A 23,666-nucleotide genomic window follows, 5' to 3' on the forward strand; every position below is an offset into this window, starting at 1 on the left:
AGCATGAGAGATTCCCTCCTTTGGCTTGGGTTTGGTCGAAGTCGAGTTAGTCTCAACATTATTGTGGGTTTCTTAGTAAAGGTAATATCTTTTTATTAAAATCTCGCTTAGCAATCTCTTCCCTATTATTTGCTAATGATTGTTTTATATTTTGATGATCGATAGAAAGTTTCTTTCCTCTCTCATCTAATTCAAAGGTAGCCATGGACTTCTTTAAGTTTGTTTCCACTGTTGGCAACCATGCCTTTATTAGGGCTCTAATTGTAGATTTATCTTTAGACGGAACACCTAGTCCCTTTGTGGATAACAATTGACTTAATTCTTTATAAGGACCTTTTAATGCTCGCTCTCCTATTCCGAATGTATACATTAAAGTGCCATACTTTCCAAATGCATCCTGTAATCTTACTAAGTAGTTAATATCAAAATATCCAGATCCCCTAGTTACTTTTCTTTGCATTTCCCCAATATTATAATAAATCTCTTTAATTTTCTCTGGTCTTTTTGCTGCTTCTTTATTATGTTCAATCATTTGATCCAATTGTTCTTTAAATTGGGGATTACTCTTAATAATCCTATCTCGATTTTTCTCTAAAAGTTGATACATTTTTTCATACGTACTCATACCTTTTTTCATTTGAGGACCTATTCCGTTAATCGTATTATGCATTAGCGTAAAAAGGAAGTCTCCAAGAAACCCGTACCCCTAGTGACCTCCCTTTGCATATTACCTAAATTCATCACAATCTCTCTAATTTTTTTCGGCCTTTCATCCCTTCTTTACTTTGCTGCATTATGGCATTAATAGTGAATTCCATTTGAGGGTTCTCATTGAGAATATGATCTTTGTTTGTCTTAAGGACTTCATACATATCTTTGTAAGGTTTCAGAATCTTTTTCATTTGATGGACCATCTCAGTCCTTGCATTATCAGCTTTTGTATTAAATAAAACCAAGCTGTATAAAGGTACCTTCGCTTTTTCTAATGAAGGAACATTCCCATTACTATCTAAAATTAAATAACCTTTTCACTTTATCGGTTATTCTTTGTGTATAGGAAGTGATGAAATAATATTCATCATTTTGTTTAAAAGCAAAAGTCCACATATCCCACTTTTCAAATAAACGTTTATAAGCTTTAATATTTTTTTTATGATTTTTAGTTAGTTTTACATTAATCACTGGTTATACCTCTTATCTAAATAGTGGTTCCCACCTTCGCAGCACTGCTTAATTCATACTAAGTATACACTAATTAATTTGGTATATTTTCATCATATAACTTATCAATTTCATCTAAAGTTTCATCTAGATTCTCATATGATAAATCAATTAATACATCATTCAACATGTTTATAGAAGCATGATGGCTCTTATAAAACTCTTTAACAGATGAAATCATTTTATCTACCTGTTCCTTGGTAAGTTTATTATTATTCTGTAATTCATAAATTGATTGCATAATCATGTCTTCTTCTTTAAATAATTTAGATTTCCATTCATTTTCCAGACTAATAATTCCCATTATTTCTTCGTTAGACTTTGAAATTGCACTTATTTTTTCACCACTACTCCACTTAATCCATTTCAGAGTATCATTTACTGTCTTACTTAATTCATCATTAAGCTGGTTTTGGTTATTCACATTTACATAGCTACCATCTGCTGCCTTGGCGATGTCTTTCAGTTGCTGTTCATCTTTACTGGCTAAATCAAATCCAATGACATTAACCACCGGTGAGATTCCCGAATCTTTTAATTCTTTCGCAGCTGCTACCGGATCGCCATCACATGTTTCAATTCCGTCACTGACAATATAGACAACGTTTTTATGCTCTTCTCCAGAGTACTTTGATAGATCCTCTTTCGCTTCCTTAATCGACTGAGCTAGCGGTGTCCATCCTGCTGGTTCAAAAGAATTAAGCGCAGAGGATAATTCTGACTCATTATATGTTTGCGATTCATATACTAACTCATTGGCAGCACAAGACATTTTCTTATCTTCATCTGAACCCGACCCCTCATGGCCATACACTCTTAAACTTAAATTCACATCTTCCGGTAATGTGGATGCAAACTCCTCGATCGATTCTTTAGCTAAATCCATCCTTGTTTTAGAACCCATATAATTCGCCATACTTCCACTGGCGTCCAATACAATTTCTACATTATATTGTTCTTTAGATGCTAATTCTTCGGCTTCCTCAGGCTTGTTTAAACTGCTTTCTTCAATAGAAACTTTCGGGTCTTCGTATGGCATCTTAAATACTGAATACAAATAGTTTGTCAAGTTCTGTAATTCCTCATGACTTGCATCCTCTGGTAAAGCAGGAATATCTTTTAAGATCGCCTCTATCCGCTCATCAGCAAACATGATATCCTCAACACCTAACACACCAATAGGATATTCAACAACTTCTTCAATACTTTTAGGCAGTTCTCTCACAACTAATTCTTCATTATCTACGTCTTCCACTGATTCATTTTCTTCGTCCGATTTTTGTTGCTCCTCTGCTACTTCCGCTCCAGCTTTCTTTTGGTCATCTTCATTTTGATTACTCGCCTCTTTTTCTGCTGAACAGGCGGCCAAGAGAAAGAAAAGAACAAGGAGGTAGAGTGTGGATCGTTTTTTCATGATTCAATCCTCCAAATATATAATTAAAAAATGCAATCGAGTGATTTTTTGAGGTGCCTCACTCATTTATCATTACGGATATCGCTGTTTTTTGTGAATATAAACACCGAAAAGCAGCCTGTAAGACTGCTTTCCTCCATTATACTTATTTCTATTTAGCACTATCTTGGTAAATTGAACTCTACACTTTCACCTTTGAACATATCTTTACCGTCTTCTCCAACAAACGGGCCAAACTGTAAGTCAAATGATGCAAATAGCTCGAACTCATCTTTGTTCATTAAGAAAACATGATATTTTTCACTCTGCTCTCCAGCTTTTAATTCTTTAGGTTCTTCAGGTTCTACCATACCTTGTGCTCTAATATGTCCTCTATCTTTATCTAAATCGACTTTGGAGCTAATATTCCAAAGACTAATAGGTGAATCTGTTTGGTTGTCTAAATTCAATTTAACAGTAATAGCAACGATCCCTTTATCTCCAAAGTTTCTGAAGCGCTCTTTATTATCTGGTGTTGGCTCAATTTCTGTATATTGAACACCTGCTAAAGTCACTTTTACATCATCTAATTGTTTTGTTTCATTAATAGCTGTTTCTTCAAAAATCATTTCTTTATTCGCCATATTTGCAGTTGTTAACCTATCTGGATAAAATGATGTAGCGTTATTTAATTCCTCTTGCTGACCGCCGCTATAAGGGAAGTCGAAAACAGCTTGTTGTTTATTGCTACCTGAGAATTGATTATTATCGGCTGCTCCGCCTTCAATAATGAATTTAGGTTTTACAGAATCTAACGCTTTAAACTCATCATTAGTGAAAATAAAAGAAATCAAACCTGATACTTTCTCTCCAGGTGCGAATTTCCCTACTTCTGTCTCTTTTTCTGATTTCGGAAATTCTTCTCGGACAAAAGTTTTATTAATATCATTAGTTATGTAATCAAACTCACTTCCGAACTGCACTCTATATATATTATTATAATAAATACCTTTATCTGTCGTATTATCAATAGTTACTTTGGCTGTCATTACATAGCCTTCTGTTTGATCTTTAAATGGTATAGTATAATCGGCGCTAACATCTGTCACCTTTACAATTTGGTACTCATCTACACTTACTTTAAATCCATCTAAATCATTTATAAATTGAGGATCTTTGTTCGTGAACACCACTTCAACATTACCTTGGGATTCTTCTTCAATATTAGGATTAAGCATGCCGTCATTACCATTTGAAGATTCCTCTTTTTTTTCTTCTTCCACTTCTGGTTCCGTTGTTGTTTCTTCTGCTTTAACTTCTTTTGTTTCTTCCTTAGGTGTGCTATTCGTTTCTTTTGCATTTCCACATGCCGCCATTAGCATAACGGAAGAAATAAGCGTAATCAAAAAAAGTCTTTTCTGTTTCATTCACTCACGACCTTATTCTGTTTATTAAAATATTCGCTTTCTGTATGGTCCTTGTGTTAGTTAGAAACACCATAAAAGTAGACCCCAACATACATTACATTAATAAGTCTACTTTAAGAAGCTTCTTTTAACTTCATAAACTACTACTTTCTTCTTTTCTAATGGTATTTAAATGATTTTTACGCATAAACGGCAAAGCAATGGCCACTACCGCTGCAGCAATTGGAAAGCGATCACTTGATAATAACCATTCAAAAAGTGAAATGGGAACGAAGAGGATGTAGACAAATAACATAATAAATAAATAGATTCTTCTCCATTTACGTTCTTTCTGCGACATTATATCCCTCCTTTTTCTGTCTCCCGCCAACTATTAAAAATGTTTGTCAGAAAAATCACTTGAAGTGGTAATAAAAACATGAGTAGTACGATTTTTAAAGCTAAAGTTGTGAAATACACGTCAGTATACAGAGATAATAAATAAATCATGATATTCTCGAATACCAATTGAATAATACTTAATATAAAAATAACGAAAATCGCTTTGAAAAAATGAGCTTTAATAAATTCAACTGATTTTTTCAAAGCGGTTCTTAATTTTCCATTCTCCGCTAAGAAAAAAGGAACAAAATAAAATAATACAAGGACAACTAGACCAGGAATCACATATAATAAGCCACCGATAAAAATGCAAATAGAGTACAAGCAAGCAAACAAATAAATAGGTAATGCTTTTTCTATCGCGAACGAAATCGCTTGCTTGAGGGGATGATCAGCATCCTCACTTTCTAAAAGCGTATACTTAATGAATGGCAACTGAGCAATCGTAAGAAAAACAATCATGAAAATCCCATTAGCCACATCCCCAATCAAACCGGGATATTCAGCAAACCTTGTCTCGGCATAAATATAATTAACAATTATCGCATGCAAAAATAACAAGGGGACATATGTCAAAACTGACAACAACATTAACTTTAAAAAGTCTTGTATATATAAAGAGAAGGAGCTTGATAGAATACTTTTCATAGAGTCCTCCTGGTTATTTTGGGTTTCTTAAGACGGGGACTATTTTGTTTTCGAAATCCCTTTTACCTATGTCTTCTCTGTTTTTTGATAAAGACTGCTTTATATTTCTTTCATCTATTTGTAGCTTATTTCCTCTCTCGTCTAATTCGAATGTAGCAATCGATTTCCTTAATGTATCATTTGTTTTTAACCAGTCATTTAAAAGTGTTTGCAATGTATTTTTATCTTTCTTTGAAGAAAAGATAGTTTCATTAGACATTACTTTTTTTAACTCTTCATAATCCCTTTCTAATGAAATTTCATTTTTAGCTATGGTATACATCATCGCACTATATTTCCCATATTCATCTTCAAAACTGTCCATAAATGGGATATCAAAATAACCGATATTTCTTGTTACTTCTCTTTGCATATAGCCTAAATTGTAAATAATTTCTTTTATTCTCTTAGGTCGTTCAATTACTTTTTCATTATGTTCTACAATTCTATTAATCACTTGTACCATATGAGGATATTCAGTCAATAATTTTTCTTGATTATCTAATAATATACGGTTCATTTCCTTATAGGTTAGGGGTTCTTTCTTTGCTTGAATGGCCATCCCTCTACCAGCGTTGTTCGCCATCGTATTAAAAAGTAACAAATAATAAGCAGGTAGTTTTGCTTCTTCTAAGGACAATACTTCCCCAGCTTTATCCATAATTAGATAACCACTAACTTTATTATTTAATTTTGCATAATCCACTATAAAATAATGTTGACCTTTATAAAAGAAAGCAAATTTCCACATATCCCATTTCTCAAATAGCCTTTTGTGCCTTTTTATATTCTTTATTTGTTCAGGTGTTGGATTAACATTTATCATACATATACCTCATTTAACTAAATACAGATTTAAAGAACCCTGTAACAGACTCTTTAGCTTTATTGAACTTATCTTTAACATTTGAGATAATTTCTTTTCTATTCCTATATAATTTTTGACCTAAACTAGCAATTGATAATACCCCACCAACCACTACCATCCCAGCAGCTATTGGTTGAGCACCGGGTATCATAGCAACTGCTGGCGCAAGTCCAGTAATGATTTCTCCTGTATTACCAACAAGGTCCCATGCAGCATTTGTTTTCTCTTCTGAAGTACTTGCTGAGTTTAACTTCCCAACATTATCAACTGTATCTTTAATAGCAAAAGGTAATGTAACTGCGGACACAACAGCATTTGCAGGTGTGAAAGTTTTTGTAGCATTATATAAATCATCAACGCTGGCAATATCAATTATGTCACTAGAGGATCTTATCATTTCGATATTTCTAAATTCATTAACTGTTTTTAAATTATCATAAACTTCCTTCCCCTTCAGCCCAACATCCGCTACATCATAAGCAGCATCAATTGTCGCGTCACCTTTGGCGAAAGTTTTGAATCCTGCTAGGACAAGATTGGAACGACTGGATGCATAATTGCTAAAGCCAGCTGTATCTCCAGCACGAACCATTTCATCAGCAAAGTTAACTGTATTACCGATGACGTCATTTGTAACAAACTTTATACCGTCATAAGCCTTTGGATCTTCAAACTCAAAAAACGACTGATTATCAGATACTGTATTATTATACCTATCTAATGTATCCAGTGTCGGATTTTGATAGTCTGGGCTATATGGTGGTTGTGGATTGCCTGCAATGGGTCCTTCGGGTAAGTTTGAAGGATCATTTGGATTGTTTGGGTTGTTTGGGTTATTTGGGTTATTTGGATTGTTTGGGTTGTTTGGATCATTAGAAGTGTTATTATTGCTATTATCGGAATTTAAATTTTGTTCCCATGGTGCATGTTCCCAAACCGGTGAGGTATTCCAATACGGCGTTACCCATTCAGATTGATTTTGCCATAATTGTTCATTCCACTCTGGTGAAGTTTCCCATCGAGATTGTTCCCACTCGGGCGGTGTCTCCCATTCGGGAGGGGTTTCCCATTCTGGTGGTGTCTCCCATTGAGGTCCACTCCAAGTTGGCGCATTATTCCAAGTCCCCCATGCATGTGCAACACTGGCATAACTACCTATATTCATAAACATGATAACAAATATGGATAATAGTGCAATGAGGACACGGTATGACCTTCTCATTGACAACACCTCCTAATCTTTTTTATTAATAACTAATATTCAGTCCCCATGCGAACGAATCGAATAATTCGAAAGATGGCCCCTGTCCTGTTTGTCTCACATGCCGTTGGTTATCAGAAAAGTATTCATCATACTTAAAGGCTTCGTACTTAGTAGCTGTCTTCACTTCAATTCTTTGGTTTTCGTTTAACCAGATTTCTGTTTCTGATACTTGGCCACCATTTCTTTGAATATTCGTACTTACTTCACTATAAATCTCACTTTCCGCATTACTTAATGATGAAGCAATGAACATTCTTAAAACATGGCTATCTGGTTTATTTAACTCACGCTTAATTATTTTATTGATTGCTTGATGTTTCTTTTCAGATTCTTTTAAGTAGTTGGGAAGTGTAGGAAGGAGCTCTTCTATTTGCTTTGATAATAATTCAGGTTCCTCTAGCTCTGGTGGTTCATAATCTTCATTATCTTCGTTTTCCTCTGCTTCCTCTTTGGCTTCCTCTTCCGCTTCTTTAAATTGATCTTCTAAATACTCATCATAATCTTCTATCGATAAAGCAAGATGCTTCGTTATAATACCTGAAGCAACAATGCTTGCCTGCTCAGCATTATTGGACGCATGTTCTTTTTCAATAAACACATTGGCAAAGCTTAGGATTAAAAGAAACATTAAAAAGAACACACTAAACAATCCAATGATAAATAGCATGGTGTTTCCTTTTTCATTCTTTAAATATTTCATTTACTCCATCACCCTGCCACTTATTTCTCTCGTAAACGAAACCTTCGGAATATATCCCGCTATGCTATCTGGGATAAAAACCAAATCTAGGTTCACATGCATCCTTAAAGTGAAATGATTGTTACCGTTATTCATCGGATCGAGATCCATTATCTGTATGTTACCTCCGGCTTTATTAACAAGATTTCTTGCAGAACTGGTTGCATCAGCTATATCCTCAGTGACTGCATATGTCTTTGCTGCTTCATTCAATGCAGATTGGGCAATAATTGCCGCATAACCCGCAACCAAAAACTGCCACAAAATCATCATAATCAAGAAAACAAGGGGCACCATTGCTAAGAACTCGATTGTCGCTGAACCATCTTCATTATTGATTTTTTTCTTCATTTGATGCCCCTCCTTTTTAGTTTGAGACATTTTTTTCATAAAGTTTATCAATTTCATCTAAAGTTTCTTTTAAGTTTTCTTTTGATAAATCCATTAAGACTGTTTTTAGTTCTTCTATAGACTCATTATGTTTCTTATAAAATTCTTCTACATTAGAGACAATTTTTTGGGATTGGTCATCGGAAATTTTGTCATCATTCTTCAGACTATATACCGATTGTTTAGTTAGATTTTTTTCTTTACGTAGTTTATTTTTCCATTTATTATTGACACTAATGATTTCCAGTATTTCTTTGTTTTTCGTACTAATAGCACTTAACGTTTCACTGTTCTTCCATCCAATCCACTTCAGAGTATCATTTACTGTTTTACCTAATTCATCATTGAGTTGATTTTGATTGTTTACATTCACATAACTACCATCTGCTGCCTTGGCGATTTCTTTCAGTTGCTGTTCATCTTTACTGGCTAAATCAAATCCAATGACATTAACCACTGGTGAGATTCCCGAATCTTTTAATTCTTTCGCAGCTGCTACCGGATCGCCATCACATGTTTCAATTCCGTCACTGACAATATAGACAACGTTTTTATGCTCTTCTCCAGAGTACTTTGATAGGTCCTCTTTCGCTTCCTTAATAGATTGAGCTAATGGTGTCCACCCTGCTGGATCAAAGGAATCAAGTGCGTTGGACAGTTCAGACTCATTATATGTTTTTGACTCATATACTAACTCATTGGCGGCACAGGACATTTTCTTATCTTCATCTGAGCCCGATCCTTCATGGCCATACACTCTTAAACTTAAATTCACATCTTCCGGTAATGTGGATGCAAACTCCTCGATTGATTCTTTAGCTAAATCCATCCTTGTTTTAGAACCCATATAATTCGCCATACTTCCACTGGCGTCCAATACAATTTCTACATTATATTGTTCTTTAGATGCTAATTCTTCGGCTTCCTCAGGCTTGTTTAAACTGCTTTCTTCAATAGAAACTTTCGGGTCTTCGTATGGCATCTTAAATACTGAATACAAATAGTTCGTCAGCTTCTGTAATTCCTCATCATTTGCATCCTCTGGTAAAGCAGGAATATCATTAAGTACCGCTTCTACATTCCTATCACCGAACATTGTATCTTCAGAACCTAGTATGCCAATAGGATATTCAATAATTTCTTCTATATTTTTTGGCAGTTCTTTTGCAACTAATTCTTCATTGATGGCTTCCTCAGCTATTTCATTTTCTTCAGAAGCTTTCTGTAATGTTTCTTGAGTTTCAGCATCTGTCTGTTCCTTTTGATTTTGGGTTTGCTGTGGTGTATCATTACTTTTCCCTTCATCAGACGAACAAGCTACAACCATTACGGAAAATAGTAGAAGCAGACAAATATAAACTGTTTTTTTCACATTAAAGCCTCCAACCATTGTTATAGTTAAATTAGCTACCTATGCTTTCTAGCATATCACTTATTTTAGTAACAATTGTCTCTGCCAAACCACTTCCTTGACCATCCATAGCCGTCGCAACCGCAAACATTAAAGCAACGATTACTGCCGCTAATCCTACCCATTCAATTGTTGATACTCCGTCTTCGTTATTAACTGCCTTTTGTGTTCTCGAATACAGAGCGTGCATTTTCCCGTTTACTTTTTCAATAAAATTTTTCATTTGTTTTTCCTCCTAAATAATTGGTTTTATTACTTCTAATTTTTTTGATGGCGTGAGCTAACCTTCAGTTAGAAATAATCACCCCTTTCAAAGATTTATATTTTATTAACTAAAGATATTCATAATACTGTTCTCACCATAGATCATGTTGAGAATCACTAATCCAATAATCAGCAACATAATGAGTGGAGCGATAATGAATGATGTGATTAAAGTGACTTTTGGAGATGCTTTAGCTGCTTTTTCTTTTACTTGTTCTAAGCTTATTTTCCTAATATCCTCAGCTTGTGCTTTAAAAGTCGAAGCCATCGGAACACCTAATCTCGTTGCTTGAATAAGTGATTTAATTAAAGATTGAAAGTCTTCATTTTCATTTCTATCTAATAATCCAGCATAAGCTTTTTCTCGAGGGACACCCAGATCGATTTCTTGAAGGAATTGGGCAAATTCTTCTCTTATTGGACCATCAAAATATTTAATTACCTCTTTGATGGCACTATCTAAATTCGATCCTGCTTGTAAGCTAATACTTACCGTATCTAAAAAGTCTGGTAAGTCCTTTCTTAATAGATCCTGTCTTTTTTTACCTAATGACCTCACCCAAATAATGGGTATAAAAAAACCTAAAATTGGAAAAGTAACAAAAGCAATATTTGCTAGGGGGAACCCCATAATTACCATAAAGAAACCAAGTAAAAGTCCTAATAAAATAAACACGATTTTAAATCCTTGAAATCTCTTCACGCTTAATTCATAAGGGTTACCTGATCTTTTTAGTAGCTTATCTACCTCTTCAGATTCACTATAAAAATTAATCCTCTCTCCTAATGTGGAGAAGTCATCAGCATATCTGGCGAGAAATTGAATGATTTTTTCCAATCTGCCTTTCTTGCCAGCTACAAGTACGGAAGAGGTAACTGCTATTTCTTGTAAATGAGCTTTCAAGTATTGCTTTTGTTTAGAATACTGATATAAACTAGCTAATCCGAGAGCGAGAGATAGCCAACATAATATAACGGCGAATAATATGAAAGAATCCATAACGCTACACCTTTATGTTGGTAACAGCTCTTACAAGTAATAGCGCGATTACCATCCCTATAATAAAAATAATCATTAATATAGCTCCTGGAACAGTGAATAACAATTCCATAAATCCATCCATAATATTGTTTAACATGAACAACAAGAAGATGGGCAGAGCAGGTAAGATATACGAAACAAACCTTTGTTCAGCGGTAGCTGTTGAAATTGTTTGTCTGAGTACCTTCCTCTCCTCAAGCGTGTGAGCCATTTCATATAAAACTTGTGTTAAGTTACCCCCTGCTCTTTTTTGAATTAATAGAGCAGAGATAAATAGTTTATACTCTCTCGTAGGTACTCGAACTTCTAATTCTTTTAACGCTCGCTCGAAATCGACACCTAATCTCATATTTTGGGTTAATGATTTAAATTCGTCTTTAGCAGGAGAACTCACTTCACTCGCTACGATTTCAAGCCCTTGGACAATTGTCATGCCAGATTTCGTTGCGTTCCCGAGAATTCGGCATACCTCAGACAATTGATTGTTTAACTTCTCTATGTATTTATTCTTCCTTATTAAAAATAAAATCCAATAAGCCCCTGCACAGAGCACAACCGCAATGATTAAGCTTAAGATAAGCGGTATACTAAAGAAGCCGAATAACATGATGGTGACAGTAAAGGCGATAAATAATAGAATGGCAAAAAATTCAGAAGGTAGAATAGATATATTGGATTTTACTAACTTTTGCTTAAAGTTATCGGCAAAATCAGTTTTATCAAACCTATCACCCAATTTTGCAATAAAGCTGTTACGTTCTTCTTTTTCTTGAAATTCCTTTGCTTGCTTTTTAATAATTTCTTTCTTATCACTACGATAACCTAAGTAATTATAAACACCCCATATAAAGAGCAATGTTGCTAATCCAAAAAGTATGGCTGCCTCCATAGTTACTCCACCTCCTATCCTTTAAAAATTTCTTCATCTAGCTCTATTCCATACATCTTAATTTTTTCTAAACATTTAGGTATTTTTCCTGTTGGTTCAAACGAACCTTCAACCTGACCATTTTCCTTTAGTCCTTTACGTCTATAGGTGAATATTTCATCAATATTGATTTCACCTGATTCACTCCTATAAACTTCACAAATAGAAACGATTTTTCTTGTTCCATCTGTTAATCGTGTACTTTGAACGATAATATCTAATGCGCCCACAATATACTCTCTAACAATATGTGATGGTAAATCCATACCCGCCATGACAACCATTCCCTCGACCCTTCTCAGTGCATCAAATGGGGTATTGGCGTGTACTGTTGTAATCGACCCTTCGTGACCCGTGTTCATCGCTTGCAGCATATCAAATGCTTCAGAGCCACGAACCTCACCGACGATGATACGATCAGGCCTCATCCGTAATGAGTTTTTCACCAAATGTCTAATAGAGATTTCGCCCTCGCCCTCCATATTTTCAGGGCGGGCTTCCAATCCCACGACATTTGGTTTATCTAAGCGAAGCTCAGCGGAATCTTCAATCGTAATTATTCGTTCACCTACAGGAATAGAATCGCCAAGAACATTTAATAATGTTGTCTTACCGCTACCTGTTCCTCCTGAAATAAGCACGTTCATTTTTGCCCTTACAATCGCATCTAAAAAACGAGACATATTTTCATTTAGTGATTCAAAGTTTAATAGATCTTGAATGCGGAATGGTTCTTTGCGAAACTTTCGAATGGAAACGACAGATCCTCCTAAACTGATTGGAGGTATTACTGCATTCACCCTACTTCCATCGGGTAACCTGGCATCAACCATCGGCGAACTGTCGTCAATTCTTCTGCCAAGTGGAGCTACAATACGGTCAATGACATGTCTAACATGGCTTTCATCTCTGAATGAGATGGGCGAAAGTTGCAACTTTCCATATTGCTCAATATAGATTTCATTAAAGTTATTGATAAGAATCTCCGTAATACTCGGATCATTTAATAATGGTTCGAGGGGACCGTAGCCAATGGACTCATCTATAATCCTTGTAATCAGTAATTCTTTATCATGCCTCGGAAGAATGATTTTTTCCTCACTCATAAATTGACTGATAAGTTGTTCAATTCTGAGTCTCATTTCCCCTTGTGGCAAGCTGGTTAACAGTTCAAGATTCGTTTCTTTTAATATGCGCGTTTTGTAATGCTCTACAAGCTCTGAAATGTATTGATTTTGAACTGACGACCTTTTTATCGTTCGATTTCGATTATTATTTTCTGTTTTTTTATCAAACAAAGACATCAATCATCAATCCTTAAATTATATTATTCTAACATTTGGTTAACCCATTTCTTCACGCTCTTAGTAAATGGTATCAACTTCTTTTCGACAGCTTCTTTTCTAAATGGTTCACCTTTATTGATATGTGTTTGAACCCCTTTAATGTCTCTTGGTATCTTAAATGCTATAGGGTAAGAAATAATATCTTTTAAATCATTCGGCTTTATTTCATTTTCTCTCCCGACTTCATTTAATAACAATTCCATACGATCCTGTGTTTCGATACCAAGCCTTACAAAAAGATTTTCTACTTGTTTTAACATATTGATAGATGGTGCATCCAAATTCATCACATAATAGATTTTATCTGACTCTTCCAATGCAATATATGTCTGTTCATTCACATATGTAGGAAGATCGACAATGACAAAATCATAGCTCCTTCTACAGGTCCTCAATAATTTAGAAATAAAATCAGAAGGGAGACTTTCACTTACCTCAGCATCTTTAGGGCTTAATAACACTTCAAGCTTTGAGTATTTTTCCTTTTCTGATACGTTTCTAATATGGGTTTCCGCTAATTCGCTAATAACTGGTTGAAGATCTGCAAGCGACCTGTTCGATTCAATCGAAAGATAAGTTTCCGTACCACCGTACTGCAAATTTAAATCGATTAAAATCACTTGTGCAGTGGATTCTAATTTTAATGTTTGTGCAAAAGAACTCGATAGTATCGTGCGGCCACTTCCACCTTTACCACTATAAAACGAGAGAATCTTTCCTCTTCCCCGTTTAAAAGATTGATTAGCTGAAGCTGTTTCCTCCAACTGCTCTCTTTTTTGAATAGCCAGTTGTATAATGCTGTCCATTCTGCCATAAAGCATGGTATTTTCATCCGGTAAAACAAAATAATCAGTAATTCCTGCTCTTGTTATATCCCTTAATGTGTCAAAGTCTCTTGAGAAGGAGATATAAACAATTGGGAGTATATGATTATAAGTGTGGATATATTCAATCGTATCCACTGTTGATTCTGAAGAGGATTCGATTAGAAAGATTAAATCTGGAGATAATCGATCCAATTCTGACCTTATATCAGAATAATTAAGTGTATCTATTTTGTTATATTCATTAAATAACCCCATAATATTAGTAAGCGATTCATCACTATCACTCACTATCAGGATATTGATTTGTTCAGCCATCATGACCACCTCATTTTTGACATACCTTATAATCAGTCTTTTTTATCTGACTTTTCTTCTTTCTTCTCTTCTTTTTCTTTAGGTTCTTCTTTCTTCTCTTCATTAGCAGGAGCTTCGTCTACCTTCTCCTCTTTCTCTACAGAAGCCGCTTCTTTTGCCTCACCATCGACTTCTTGCACTTCCTCTTCTAAACCAACATTTGCCTTTAGTACTCTCATACTATCAGCGTAATTTTGCATATGTATAATTTCTGGCGCAGCTTCAAAAGGGACTTCCACGACAATTCCTGAAAACTTTTTATCACTTTGTAAGATACGAGCAACCTTTACATCCTTCTTAAAGCTTTCAGTAACTGGATTACCGTCAAACTTGTGTGAAACAATAATGTCCACTCGATCAAGTGCCTCTAACTGTGTATCAAAGCTTACATTTTCAGTCTGCGTTATCATCACGAGACGACTATTCTCATCAGTAGCTGTTGATACAGGTTTAATCATTGGTTGTGTAATCACTTCATCTTCCTTTAATGGTACGACTAAAACTTTGTTAATTAGATCTTCAACATTTAATACATATGATTCATTTACATACCTATTAGGTATTTCAATGGCTTTCACTTGTTCTGGTTTAATAACTGTTCTAGAAGGAATATCATCTGCTGCTACATAAACTTCCGTCATCCCACCAAGATCAGCATTAAGTTCGCTCACTTTTTGAAGGACGAAAAAACCAGCTGCCACTGCTAATAATAATGAAATAGATATAAAGATTATGGCTCTTCTCTTCGATTCCAACATTCTGCTTCTTCTCTCCCACATCATTCATATTTTTCTATATTTAAGTAAAATTTGGTAAATAATTTACTACTTTTTACCTCGTTTAAAAAATTTTAAACCTGATAATTTGAAGTTTTTTCTTTTTTCCTGCTATATATTTACTAACATGAGTAGAAATTTCCGTCAAATCCACTTTTGTCCATGTCGAAATTTGTCTGTGATTTTCGTACTAGTTTTCTCTCAAATTCGAGATTTTTTATGTGATTTTGGAAGGATGTCAGTACAGGAGCAGAGAAACAATTCTAATTACTTTATTGCAAATAATTGAGGAATATATATTTTTATAGTCTTTTAGACTCAATTTGTAAGCAAAGTGGGTTTCAACCTAAAATATACTCATATAAGTGTTGGAAATTTCTCTGAAAAATTCCCCTCGGGGTATCGAGAGTAATTTTTCACTCCATGTGATTTATTTTCTTTAAAAGTATAATAAAAAGTTAAATAACAATTGTTTATTAGGTAAAATTTTATATTTATTTCCTTTTTATACCTTATAGTCATTTTATCAATATAGTATCGTCCCATTTCAAACGACATAGATACAAAAAATGCTAACCTAGGACAAAGTAATTAAACACAAGATAAATAGTTGACAAGAATCGACATTTTTTCCATACAAAAAGAGATGTAGTTAATTACTACACCTCTCTTAACCCGAATATAATTATTCACCTATGACCTTTGCCCCTTCTAATAGTTTATCTGTTAATTCAACACCTTGTTTCTCAGCTGCATCCTTGTTAACGATTAATTCTAGATTATCAGGGAAACCAACTGGGATGTCACTTGGCTTTTTGCCATTTAATATCTCTATAGCCATTTCACCTGTTTTATAACCGAGGTCATGGTATTCAAAGCCATAGGAAGAGAACGTGCCTCTTTCAACCGAATCACTTTCACCAACAAATGTAGGGATTTTTTCTTTATTAGCCACTGTGATCACTGATTCTAAAGCTGAAACGACGGTATTGTCCTTTGGAATATAAAAGACATCGGAGCGATCAACAAGTGATTCTGCTGCTTGCTTCACTTCTGAGCTAGTTGAAATTGCCGTCAACGCATATTCAAGTCCATTCTCTTCTAATGCCTTCTTCGCATTTTCTACATTAACAATTGAGTTAGCTTCCCCGTCGTTATAAATGATTCCGACCGTCTTTGCTTCAGGGACAAACTTTTTAATAGAAGCAATCGTATTTTTAATCGCATCTGGATGGGTATCAGAAGTACCAGTTACATTTGCACCCGGCTTGTCCAAGTCTTTTACAAGATCTGCGCTAATTGGATCGGTAATGGCTGTAAAAAGAACAGGTATATCCTTGGTTGATTGAACAACAGATTGAGCACTTGCTGTTGCTATTGCAAGAATTAGGTCATTGTCAGCAGTAACCAAGTTTTGAGCAATAGACATATTATTATTAGCGTCCCCTTGAGCATTCTGATAATCTAACTCTAAATTCTTTCCTTCCTCATAGCCTGCATCTTTTAAAGCAGCCATAAAACCTTCTCTTGCAGCATCTAATGAAGGGTGCTCAACAATTTGTGTAATACCAATTTTAACAACCTTTTGCTCTTTTTCATTGTCCCCACCGCCACTTGCCTCATCAGCACCTGAAGAACCACATGCACTAAGAAGCAGCATTGAACTACCAATCAAACCTGCTAATAATTTTCTCATGACCTAACTCCCCACTTATAAAATTTTTAATATTTCGATAATAACACGCTTTGTTGATTTAAAGCAATGAATTTTTTTGCATGCGTTTTCATTATAGTAATGATACTCCACACATATTGATTCCCCTTCTTTTTCATAGAAAAATCGTGGTGAAATTTTACAATTATGTATGCTATTCTTATATCAGATACTTACATAAAGGAGTTTTTGAATGAATGAGGGCATGTTTAACTTAAAAAAGTTGAAAAAAGCTAAAATTACCTACTATGCAGTCTCCTGCTATACGGATAAGAATTCAAGTCAAGAAACATACGATACCCAATTTGCCTTTCCTGTCGGAGACCTCGATAACGTAGAAGTGACAACAGAAATACTCGATGGTGAGTGGAACGAGGGGCAACGTGTAAAACTTCACGAGATCATGAATGAAAAACAGCTGCAGTTCCCTTTTTATATCATCAATGAAGTTAATGCGGAACATATAAGTAAAGAGATCAAGCTTCTTAAAAAAGACCACCCTTTTAAGAATTTGCTTGGAACAATTTCTTTTGAAGAAATAGTTGCAGCTGAAGATCGTGCGATTTATCAGCTTCACAAGGCTGTTGCGTATAAACAGACTGTTGCTGAAACGATTGAATTTTTGAATGGGAAGCTATCTGGACAGAAAAGCTCTTAAAAAAAGCCGAGCACTTTTAGTTAAAGTCGCTCGGCTTTTTTATTAGGAGCCAACAAAATCTCCCCCGTTAACGTGGATGGTTTGACCTGTGATGTAAGAGCCGTCATCAGATGCTAAAAGGACATAAACGGGTGCTAATTCATACGGTTGCCCTGCTCTTTTCATTGGGACATCGAGACCGAATGTTTGGATTTGTTCCGGGGATTGGCTTGCAGGTTGGAGTGCCGTCCAAATTGGCCCCGGTGCAACGGCATTGACACGAATGCCTTTGTCTACAACATTATTAGCTAACGCTCGTGTGAAACTAACAATTGCGCCCTTTGTTGCCGAATAATCAATGAGATCTTTTCTACCGATATAGGCATTAATTGAGGTTGTGTTAATAATGCTGGCCCCATCTTTCAAGTGAGGCATGGCTGCTTTTGTCATATAATAATACGACCGAATATTCACGTCAAAGGTTATGTTCCACTGATCTGAACTAATATTTGTAAATTCATCTTGCAAAAACTGTACAGCGATATTATTCACAAGCACATCACATCTGCCAAAGGTTTGGATGGTCTCTTCTACAATTCGTTTACAATGCGCTTCCTCCCTTTGATCACCTGGAATAAGAAGACATTTCCCGCCATAATAAGCGATTGCCTGTTTCGTCTCTTCTGCGTCGCGATGTTCATCATAATAGGCAATTACTAAATTCGCTCCTTCTTTCGCAAAAGCGACCGCAGCGGCTCTCCCTATCCCACTATCGCCCCCAGTTACAATTACTACTCTATCCTTTAGCTTGCCGGTACCTCTATATTGCGGATTATCATATATGGGTCTTGGTACCATTTCGTATTCCATCCCTGGCTGTCTATTCTGCTTTTGTTTCGGAAAGCTAAATACAATCTCCTCACATTTTGTTTCTTTTCCGTAATTTCCTCGTTCCATAGGGCTTCCCCTCCTCTTCATCATATTATTTTAATTGAGAGAAGGTGGTGCAAACGCGAAAATACCTAGCTCTTAAACTATTGGGTACGATTGCTGAAAGATAAGAAGTGATATCTACATAATTATCGCCTTTTGGTCTAAACTTTTCTTTGAACAAATCGATGACCACCTAAGTCTGTACCTATTTTAGAACAGTTATGTAAGTGGGGGAAAAAACCAATAGAACCGTATAAAAAAAGCCTTGCTTCAATTAAAAGGAAGCAAGACTCTAATTTTTCATCGAATTACACTTTTTCCATGATGAATTCACGCTTACGAATCATATGCACAACTAAATAAACAAGCGGTGTGATGCAAATTGAGGCAATAAATTTAAATAAATATTGCGAGAGAATCAATCCCAATAATGCGGTAGTTGGAATCGTTCCGTAAAAGGCGATCGTAATAAATATCGATGTGTCGACGATTTGACTAATCATTACAGACATATTATTTCTGAACCATAACTTCTTCTTACCATGACGCATTTTTAGTTTATGAAAAACATACACAACAATATGCTGGCTAATAAAATAAGACACAAGACTCGCAACTATTACACGAAAGCTACCACCTAAAATCGCTTGAAATGATGCCTGTTCGCCGAATACGGGAGCAGCAGGTAATTGGATGGTGATCATAATAAAGATAATCGCCAATATTTGTGTGATAAGACCAGCTTTCACCGTTTGTTTACCAGCTTCTTTCCCATATAATTCGACGATAATATCAATGATTGGGTACGTAAAAATAAAAACGACCACTGCTGCTGGAAGAATCGCTAAATCGCCAAGGCTGAATAATTTCACAGCAACTATATTAGCTAATATAAGCAAGCCCACATAGATGCCGTTTAAATATAGAATCATCGATTATCCACTTTTTCTGGATAGAGGTCATGGTTCATTAATCGATGCTCTGCCATCTTTTCGTATTTCGTTTCCGGTCGGCCATAATTGCACCATGGATCAATGCTAATACCACCACGAGGCGTAAATTTCCCCCAAACTTCAATATATCGGGGGTTCAATAAATCAATGAGGTCATTCATAATAATATTGACACAGTCCTCGTGAAAATCGCCATGATTTCTAAAGCTAAAGAGATACAGTTTCAATGATTTACTTTCTACAATTTTTTCATCAGGGATGTAAGAGATATACATCGTAGCAAAATCCGGTTGGCCTGTGATGGGGCAAAGACTTGTGAATTCTGGACAATTAAATTTGACAAAATAATCTCTGCCGCTATGTAAGCTGTCCACAGCCTCAAGTACTTCTGGTGCGTAATCTGATGGGTATTGGGTCTGTTGATTACCTAATAAAGTTAAATCCGTTAATCCTTGTTCTTCTTTTCTTCCTGACATAAAAAAGCCTCCTTGAATCAATTTCGTTCAGGGAGCTAAAACCATCTGTCAACTAAGAAACAAAAAACCACGCCCGAATATGGACATGGTTTTTTTCATGCATCCATAGTTTTTTATAGAGGGTTTAAAGCTATGAACCTCTTCTGGATATCTTCCAGTCTATTCATTTACTTTTCTCAGTTTATATAAGCTTGTGATCACTGTCAATCTTTTCTGTTAGGCGTACACTTCATTGCCATCCGATTCATCTTTAATTTCACCAACAATTTCAGAAAGAATATCCTCCATTGTTACTAACCCGACGGTTTTGCCTTGATTATTTGTTACAAGGGCCATATGTGTACGTGTTTGCTGCATTTTCAAGAAAACCTCTTTAATGGAGATAGTTTCTTTATAGCTTGGAATCTCATGCATAAATTCTTTAAAATCTTCCTTACGTCCTGCAGCTAAACTCGTTAACATTTCCTTCGTATTAATGAAGCCGATATATTCCTTCGTCTTAGATGTAACAGGGTATCTTGTATATTCATGTTCATCGATGACCTTTAACATGCTGTCCAATGACTGATTCTTCTGCAGTGTAATCATTTCTTCTTTCGGAATCATAATATCTTTTAATTGACGACCATCAAAGGCAAAGATGTTCTCCAAATAAGCAAGTTCTGTTTGGTTGATTTCTCCACCTTCATAACTTTGTGTGACAATCAACTTCAACTCTTCTTCCGAGTGCACAGTATCATGACCAGCTGGCTCAACACCGAATCGTCTTAAAATAAACGTTGCGGAACCATTTAATAAACTAATAACTGGCTTCATAATGCGACCAAACCAATATAAAGCTGGCGCCAGTAGAAGTGTCATTTTTTCTGCATATTGTATCGCTAATGTTTTTGGTGCAAGTTCCCCAATAACGACGTGTAAGAACGAGACAATAGTCAGTGAGATAATATAAGAAAGTATTGTCGCTACAGCGGCAGATACTTCAAATTCAATAAACAAAGGTTCTAAAATCTTCTGTACAGTTGGTTCACCTAAAGCACCTAAAACAAGCGCTGTAATGGTAATACCTAGCTGGCAGGCAGATAAATAATAGTCAAGATTATGAGCTACTTTTTTAGCAAGTACTGCTTTTTTATTTCCTTCTGCGATCAATTGATCGAGTCTAGACATACGCACTTTCAATATAGCAAACTCGGCACCTACGAAAAATGCCGTAAACAAAATAAATAATGCAACTAAAAACAAGTTTAATATGATTATACTGTCCAATTATTTCCCTCTTCCTGAGGGATTCACCTCCAAGATGATTACGATGATTGAGGGGTTTCCTCTGCTATTTGATCTTCTAAATATTGATGGAACATGACTTGTTTAATTTGATAATTATCCATTTCAGCCACTTCCCACACATGATTATCGTGATGAACCTCGTCACCCTGCTCTACTACTTCAAGGTTTTTATATTGTATCCAACCAGCAATTGTGTCGATATCTTCACTATCTTCAAATGTTAGGCCAAACCGGTCTTCCAAATCAGTCAATAACACACGTCCATTGATGATATACTTTTGTTCACCCGCTGGACGGATATCCGCTACTTCATCCTCATCAAATTCATCGCGAATTTCGCCAACTAGCTCTTCAAGTACATCCTCCATCGTTAAAACACCAGAAGTTCCGCCGTACTCATCCATAACAACAGTCATATGGACTTGTTCTTGCTGCATTTTCACCAGCGCATCTTGTATACTTGTTACTTCTACAACAAATGGAACATCACGCATATATTGCTCTAACTTTACTTCCCTGCCACTCACAATGTGACTGAGCATTTTCTTCGCATTGACAACACCAATAATACGGTCTTTATCCCCATTTTCGACAACGGGATAACGCGTATAATTATGTTCATCTAAAATGGCGATCAGTTCATCTGGAGTCATATCCTTATCAATTGTCACAAGATCTGTTCTTGGAACCATGATATCTTTTGCTACTCTTTCATCAAAAGAAAAGACGTTCTCTAAATACTTCAGTTCTGTTTGATCAATTTCTCCACCTTGGAAACTTTGTGCCATAACGATTTTTAATTCTTCCTCAGTGTATGCCTTTTCTTGCGGAGCTGGCGCGACACCAAACATACGCAATAAAAGACGAGAAGCACCATTTAAAGCAAAAATAAACGGCGACATAATCTTACCGAACCAGTAAAGTGAAGGAGCAAGCATTAACGTCACTTTTTCCGAAAATTGAATAGCTAAAGTTTTCGGTGCCATCTCTCCGACTACCACGTGTAAATAAGTTACTAATGCAAAAGCAATTGCATAAGAAGCAACATCAGCAATAGTAGCAGAAATGTTTAACCAACTAAAAACAGGATACAACACAGCACTTACAGCCGGTTTACCTAATGCACCTAAACCAAGGGCTGTTACCGTAATACCAAGTTGACAAGCTGATAAATAATAATCCAGGTCCGCTGCTACTTTCTTAGCAAGAACCGCTTTTTTATTTCCTTCAGCAATTAACTGGTCAATTCTCGACATACGGAGTTTGACTACTGCGAACTCAGACGCAACGAAAAACGCCGTCAGAGCAAGTAAAATTACAAGCATTATTAAATTCGTAATGGTTATTATGTCCAATTATTTCCCTCTTAACTGAGGGATTCACCTCCAAAATAGTTAACACTCATTCAATCGTTTGAAACAATCTGATAATTCTTTTTCAAGTAAGCGAAACACACGCTTTTTTTCGATTTCGGAACATTGTTGATATCGTTGTTCTACGATTTCAAGCTTCCCTTTTAAACGATTGATTTCCTCTTGGACCTCTATTACCATGGGGTCTACTCCTTGGTTATCCTGTGTATGAAGTACTCTCTGAATCTCTAGAATTGATAATCTCTCTTTCTTCAAAGCTTTAATCCTTTCTAACGTATTCAGGACATCCTCAGGATAAAGACGGTAGTTTGAAGAGGAACGTTCGACACTCAATAAATTCTTTTTTGTGTAATAATCAATCGTCCGTGATGTTAAACCGCTCAATTTCGCCACCTGACCAATTCGCAATAACGCCTTCCCAATGAAGTAACCCCCTTTCTATATTAAGTATTACGTTTCAGTTTTATCTAAAACCTATGTTTATAGGTTGAAACTTTTTAAGAAAAAACACAAACTATTACGTTATAGTTTATGAGAAAATTATATAATGGACTGTAACTGAAATCAAGTGGTAGCTTTTTCAGTCCACAACTCCCCATTCTCAATTATATTTTAACTGATAACAGGATAGATCACAAAAAAAGAAACTTCATATTATATATCTCTCACTTGATAAAGAAAGATATGATTGATTATTTTACCTCTATGATACTTTTCGGAGGATGATATAGAATGATAAACGGGCTGATGAGATGACGGTGCCTGAATTGTACTCAGCCGGAAATATTGGCTTGTTCTAGTGAACTCGAATCAGAATAGGCGAGCTAGCTTTTGTAATAGTTGGAAACGCGGCAATTATTTTGAACCAACTACTATATTTGACTCTTTTAACAGACAAACGCTTCAAATTTTTCACCGCTCTCAGAATACTGACTCGTTCTTGCTGGAAACGTATCAAATAGCATAGGGTTA

24 protein-coding genes are annotated in these 23,666 nt (G+C 35.6%); 1 reads left to right on the forward strand and 23 read right to left on the reverse strand.

Annotation, left to right across the window (positions count from 1 at the left end; genetic code table 11):
* Positions 1-58: 58 nt before the first annotated feature.
* From U9M49_RS20815 to U9M49_RS20895, 17 genes are all read right to left on the reverse strand, one after another.
* Positions 59-637 carry a hypothetical protein gene (locus tag U9M49_RS20815; protein ID WP_251163559.1) on the reverse strand — a complete coding sequence of 193 codons (579 nt, stop codon included), beginning with the start codon at positions 635-637 and terminating at the stop codon, positions 59-61.
* A 618-nt stretch (positions 638-1,255) separates the two neighbouring features.
* A complete protein-coding gene (locus tag U9M49_RS20820) occupies positions 1,256-2,635 on the reverse strand; it encodes a VWA domain-containing protein (RefSeq protein ID WP_322910492.1) in 1,380 nt (459 codons plus the stop codon).
* A gap of 161 nt (positions 2,636-2,796) precedes the next feature.
* On the reverse strand, positions 2,797-4,041 hold the full coding sequence (locus U9M49_RS20825) for a DUF5068 domain-containing protein (RefSeq protein ID WP_322910493.1): 1,245 nt from the start codon (positions 4,039-4,041) through the stop codon (positions 2,797-2,799).
* 133 nt (positions 4,042-4,174) lie between these two features.
* On the reverse strand, positions 4,175-4,381 hold the full coding sequence (locus U9M49_RS20830) for a hypothetical protein (protein ID WP_251163555.1): 207 nt from the start codon (positions 4,379-4,381) through the stop codon (positions 4,175-4,177).
* The gene (locus tag U9M49_RS20835) at positions 4,381-5,070 is read right to left on the reverse strand and encodes a hypothetical protein (protein WP_322910494.1); all 690 of its coding nucleotides are present in this window, start codon (positions 5,068-5,070) and stop codon (positions 4,381-4,383) included. The genes U9M49_RS20830 and U9M49_RS20835 overlap by 1 nt, the downstream gene beginning before the upstream one ends.
* A gap of 13 nt (positions 5,071-5,083) precedes the next feature.
* Positions 5,084-5,935, reverse strand: a complete 852-nt coding sequence (locus tag U9M49_RS20840) for a hypothetical protein (RefSeq protein ID WP_322910495.1) — start codon at positions 5,933-5,935, stop codon at positions 5,084-5,086.
* 13 nt (positions 5,936-5,948) lie between these two features.
* On the reverse strand, positions 5,949-7,199 hold the full coding sequence (locus tag U9M49_RS20845) for a hypothetical protein (protein WP_322910496.1): 1,251 nt from the start codon (positions 7,197-7,199) through the stop codon (positions 5,949-5,951).
* Positions 7,200-7,224: 25 nt separating this feature from the next.
* The gene (locus U9M49_RS20850) at positions 7,225-7,941 is read right to left on the reverse strand and encodes a hypothetical protein (RefSeq protein ID WP_251163551.1); all 717 of its coding nucleotides are present in this window, start codon (positions 7,939-7,941) and stop codon (positions 7,225-7,227) included.
* A complete protein-coding gene (locus tag U9M49_RS20855; RefSeq protein WP_322910497.1) occupies positions 7,942-8,331 on the reverse strand; it encodes a TadE family protein in 390 nt (129 codons plus the stop codon).
* A 16-nt stretch (positions 8,332-8,347) separates the two neighbouring features.
* Positions 8,348-9,742: a VWA domain-containing protein gene (locus U9M49_RS20860; RefSeq protein WP_322910498.1), complete on the reverse strand. Its 1,395-nt coding sequence runs from the start codon at positions 9,740-9,742 to the stop codon at positions 8,348-8,350.
* Between the two features lie 31 nt (positions 9,743-9,773).
* Entirely contained in the window at positions 9,774-10,004 is a 231-nt protein-coding gene (locus tag U9M49_RS20865) for a hypothetical protein (protein ID WP_322910499.1), read from the reverse strand.
* A gap of 105 nt (positions 10,005-10,109) precedes the next feature.
* Positions 10,110-11,045: a type II secretion system F family protein gene (locus tag U9M49_RS20870; RefSeq protein WP_322910500.1), complete on the reverse strand. Its 936-nt coding sequence runs from the start codon at positions 11,043-11,045 to the stop codon at positions 10,110-10,112.
* A gap of 4 nt (positions 11,046-11,049) precedes the next feature.
* Positions 11,050-11,976, reverse strand: a complete 927-nt coding sequence (locus U9M49_RS20875) for a type II secretion system F family protein (protein WP_322910501.1) — start codon at positions 11,974-11,976, stop codon at positions 11,050-11,052.
* Positions 11,977-11,990: 14 nt separating this feature from the next.
* Entirely contained in the window at positions 11,991-13,319 is a 1,329-nt protein-coding gene (locus U9M49_RS20880; protein ID WP_251163545.1) for a CpaF family protein, read from the reverse strand.
* Positions 13,320-13,342: 23 nt separating this feature from the next.
* Positions 13,343-14,503, reverse strand: coding sequence for an AAA family ATPase (locus U9M49_RS20885; protein ID WP_251163544.1), 1,161 nt, complete (start codon positions 14,501-14,503; stop codon positions 13,343-13,345).
* Positions 14,504-14,535: 32 nt separating this feature from the next.
* Positions 14,536-15,300: a Flp pilus assembly protein CpaB gene (gene cpaB / locus U9M49_RS20890; protein WP_322910502.1), complete on the reverse strand. Its 765-nt coding sequence runs from the start codon at positions 15,298-15,300 to the stop codon at positions 14,536-14,538.
* Positions 15,301-16,003: 703 nt separating this feature from the next.
* Positions 16,004-17,014 (reverse strand): ABC transporter substrate-binding protein, encoded by a 1,011-nt coding sequence (locus tag U9M49_RS20895; RefSeq protein WP_322910503.1) that lies wholly within the window; start codon positions 17,012-17,014, stop codon positions 16,004-16,006.
* A gap of 211 nt (positions 17,015-17,225) precedes the next feature.
* On the opposite strand from U9M49_RS20895, the gene U9M49_RS20900 reads away from it, so the two are divergent.
* The gene (locus tag U9M49_RS20900; protein WP_322910504.1) at positions 17,226-17,690 is read left to right on the forward strand and encodes a hypothetical protein; all 465 of its coding nucleotides are present in this window, start codon (positions 17,226-17,228) and stop codon (positions 17,688-17,690) included.
* Positions 17,691-17,732: 42 nt separating this feature from the next.
* On the opposite strand, the gene U9M49_RS20905 is transcribed toward U9M49_RS20900, so the two are convergent.
* From U9M49_RS20905 to U9M49_RS20930, 6 genes are all read right to left on the reverse strand, one after another.
* Positions 17,733-18,626 carry an SDR family oxidoreductase gene (locus U9M49_RS20905; RefSeq protein WP_095370760.1) on the reverse strand — a complete coding sequence of 298 codons (894 nt, stop codon included), beginning with the start codon at positions 18,624-18,626 and terminating at the stop codon, positions 17,733-17,735.
* A gap of 284 nt (positions 18,627-18,910) precedes the next feature.
* Positions 18,911-19,534, reverse strand: a complete 624-nt coding sequence (locus tag U9M49_RS20910) for a queuosine precursor transporter (protein WP_095370761.1) — start codon at positions 19,532-19,534, stop codon at positions 18,911-18,913.
* On the reverse strand, positions 19,531-20,031 hold the full coding sequence (queF, locus tag U9M49_RS20915; protein WP_095370762.1) for a preQ(1) synthase: 501 nt from the start codon (positions 20,029-20,031) through the stop codon (positions 19,531-19,533). Before queF ends, U9M49_RS20910 begins: the two co-directional genes overlap by 4 nt.
* Positions 20,032-20,247: 216 nt before the next feature.
* Entirely contained in the window at positions 20,248-21,300 is a 1,053-nt protein-coding gene (locus U9M49_RS20920; RefSeq protein WP_095370763.1) for a hemolysin family protein, read from the reverse strand.
* A 38-nt stretch (positions 21,301-21,338) separates the two neighbouring features.
* Positions 21,339-22,676: a hemolysin family protein gene (locus tag U9M49_RS20925; RefSeq protein WP_095370764.1), complete on the reverse strand. Its 1,338-nt coding sequence runs from the start codon at positions 22,674-22,676 to the stop codon at positions 21,339-21,341.
* 39 nt (positions 22,677-22,715) lie between these two features.
* Positions 22,716-23,087, reverse strand: a complete 372-nt coding sequence (locus tag U9M49_RS20930) for a MerR family transcriptional regulator (protein ID WP_224939188.1) — start codon at positions 23,085-23,087, stop codon at positions 22,716-22,718.
* Between the last annotated feature and the right edge of the window lie 579 nt (positions 23,088-23,666).

This window comes from Cytobacillus sp. OWB-43 (genome assembly GCF_034651445.1).
Classification (GTDB): domain Bacteria; phylum Bacillota; class Bacilli; order Bacillales; family Cytobacillaceae; genus Cytobacillus; species Cytobacillus kochii.

Excerpts from the sequence above, each read along its gene's own strand:
- U9M49_RS20815 (WP_251163559.1), bottom strand. The coding sequence starts at position 637 with ATGAAAAAAGGTATGAGTACGTATGAAAAAATGTATCAACTTTTAGAG.
- U9M49_RS20820 (WP_322910492.1), bottom strand. The coding sequence starts at position 2,635 with ATGAAAAAACGATCCACACTCTACCTCCTTGTTCTTTTCTTTCTCTTG.
- U9M49_RS20825 (WP_322910493.1), bottom strand. The coding sequence starts at position 4,041 with ATGAAACAGAAAAGACTTTTTTTGATTACGCTTATTTCTTCCGTTATG.
- U9M49_RS20830 (WP_251163555.1), bottom strand. The coding sequence starts at position 4,381 with ATGTCGCAGAAAGAACGTAAATGGAGAAGAATCTATTTATTTATTATG.
- U9M49_RS20835 (WP_322910494.1), bottom strand. The coding sequence starts at position 5,070 with ATGAAAAGTATTCTATCAAGCTCCTTCTCTTTATATATACAAGACTTT.
- U9M49_RS20840 (WP_322910495.1), bottom strand. The coding sequence starts at position 5,935 with ATGATAAATGTTAATCCAACACCTGAACAAATAAAGAATATAAAAAGG.
- U9M49_RS20845 (WP_322910496.1), bottom strand. The coding sequence starts at position 7,199 with ATGAGAAGGTCATACCGTGTCCTCATTGCACTATTATCCATATTTGTT.
- U9M49_RS20850 (WP_251163551.1), bottom strand. The coding sequence starts at position 7,941 with ATGAAATATTTAAAGAATGAAAAAGGAAACACCATGCTATTTATCATT.
- U9M49_RS20855 (WP_322910497.1), bottom strand. The coding sequence starts at position 8,331 with ATGAAGAAAAAAATCAATAATGAAGATGGTTCAGCGACAATCGAGTTC.
- U9M49_RS20865 (WP_322910499.1), bottom strand. The coding sequence starts at position 10,004 with ATGAAAAATTTTATTGAAAAAGTAAACGGGAAAATGCACGCTCTGTAT.
- U9M49_RS20870 (WP_322910500.1), bottom strand. The coding sequence starts at position 11,045 with ATGGATTCTTTCATATTATTCGCCGTTATATTATGTTGGCTATCTCTC.
- U9M49_RS20875 (WP_322910501.1), bottom strand. The coding sequence starts at position 11,976 with ATGGAGGCAGCCATACTTTTTGGATTAGCAACATTGCTCTTTATATGG.
- U9M49_RS20880 (WP_251163545.1), bottom strand. The coding sequence starts at position 13,319 with ATGTCTTTGTTTGATAAAAAAACAGAAAATAATAATCGAAATCGAACG.
- U9M49_RS20885 (WP_251163544.1), bottom strand. The coding sequence starts at position 14,503 with ATGGCTGAACAAATCAATATCCTGATAGTGAGTGATAGTGATGAATCG.
- cpaB (WP_322910502.1), bottom strand. The coding sequence starts at position 15,300 with ATGTTGGAATCGAAGAGAAGAGCCATAATCTTTATATCTATTTCATTA.
- U9M49_RS20895 (WP_322910503.1), bottom strand. The coding sequence starts at position 17,014 with ATGAGAAAATTATTAGCAGGTTTGATTGGTAGTTCAATGCTGCTTCTT.
- U9M49_RS20900 (WP_322910504.1), top strand. The coding sequence starts at position 17,226 with ATGAATGAGGGCATGTTTAACTTAAAAAAGTTGAAAAAAGCTAAAATT.
- U9M49_RS20905 (WP_095370760.1), bottom strand. The coding sequence starts at position 18,626 with ATGGAACGAGGAAATTACGGAAAAGAAACAAAATGTGAGGAGATTGTA.
- U9M49_RS20910 (WP_095370761.1), bottom strand. The coding sequence starts at position 19,534 with ATGATTCTATATTTAAACGGCATCTATGTGGGCTTGCTTATATTAGCT.
- queF (WP_095370762.1), bottom strand. The coding sequence starts at position 20,031 with ATGTCAGGAAGAAAAGAAGAACAAGGATTAACGGATTTAACTTTATTA.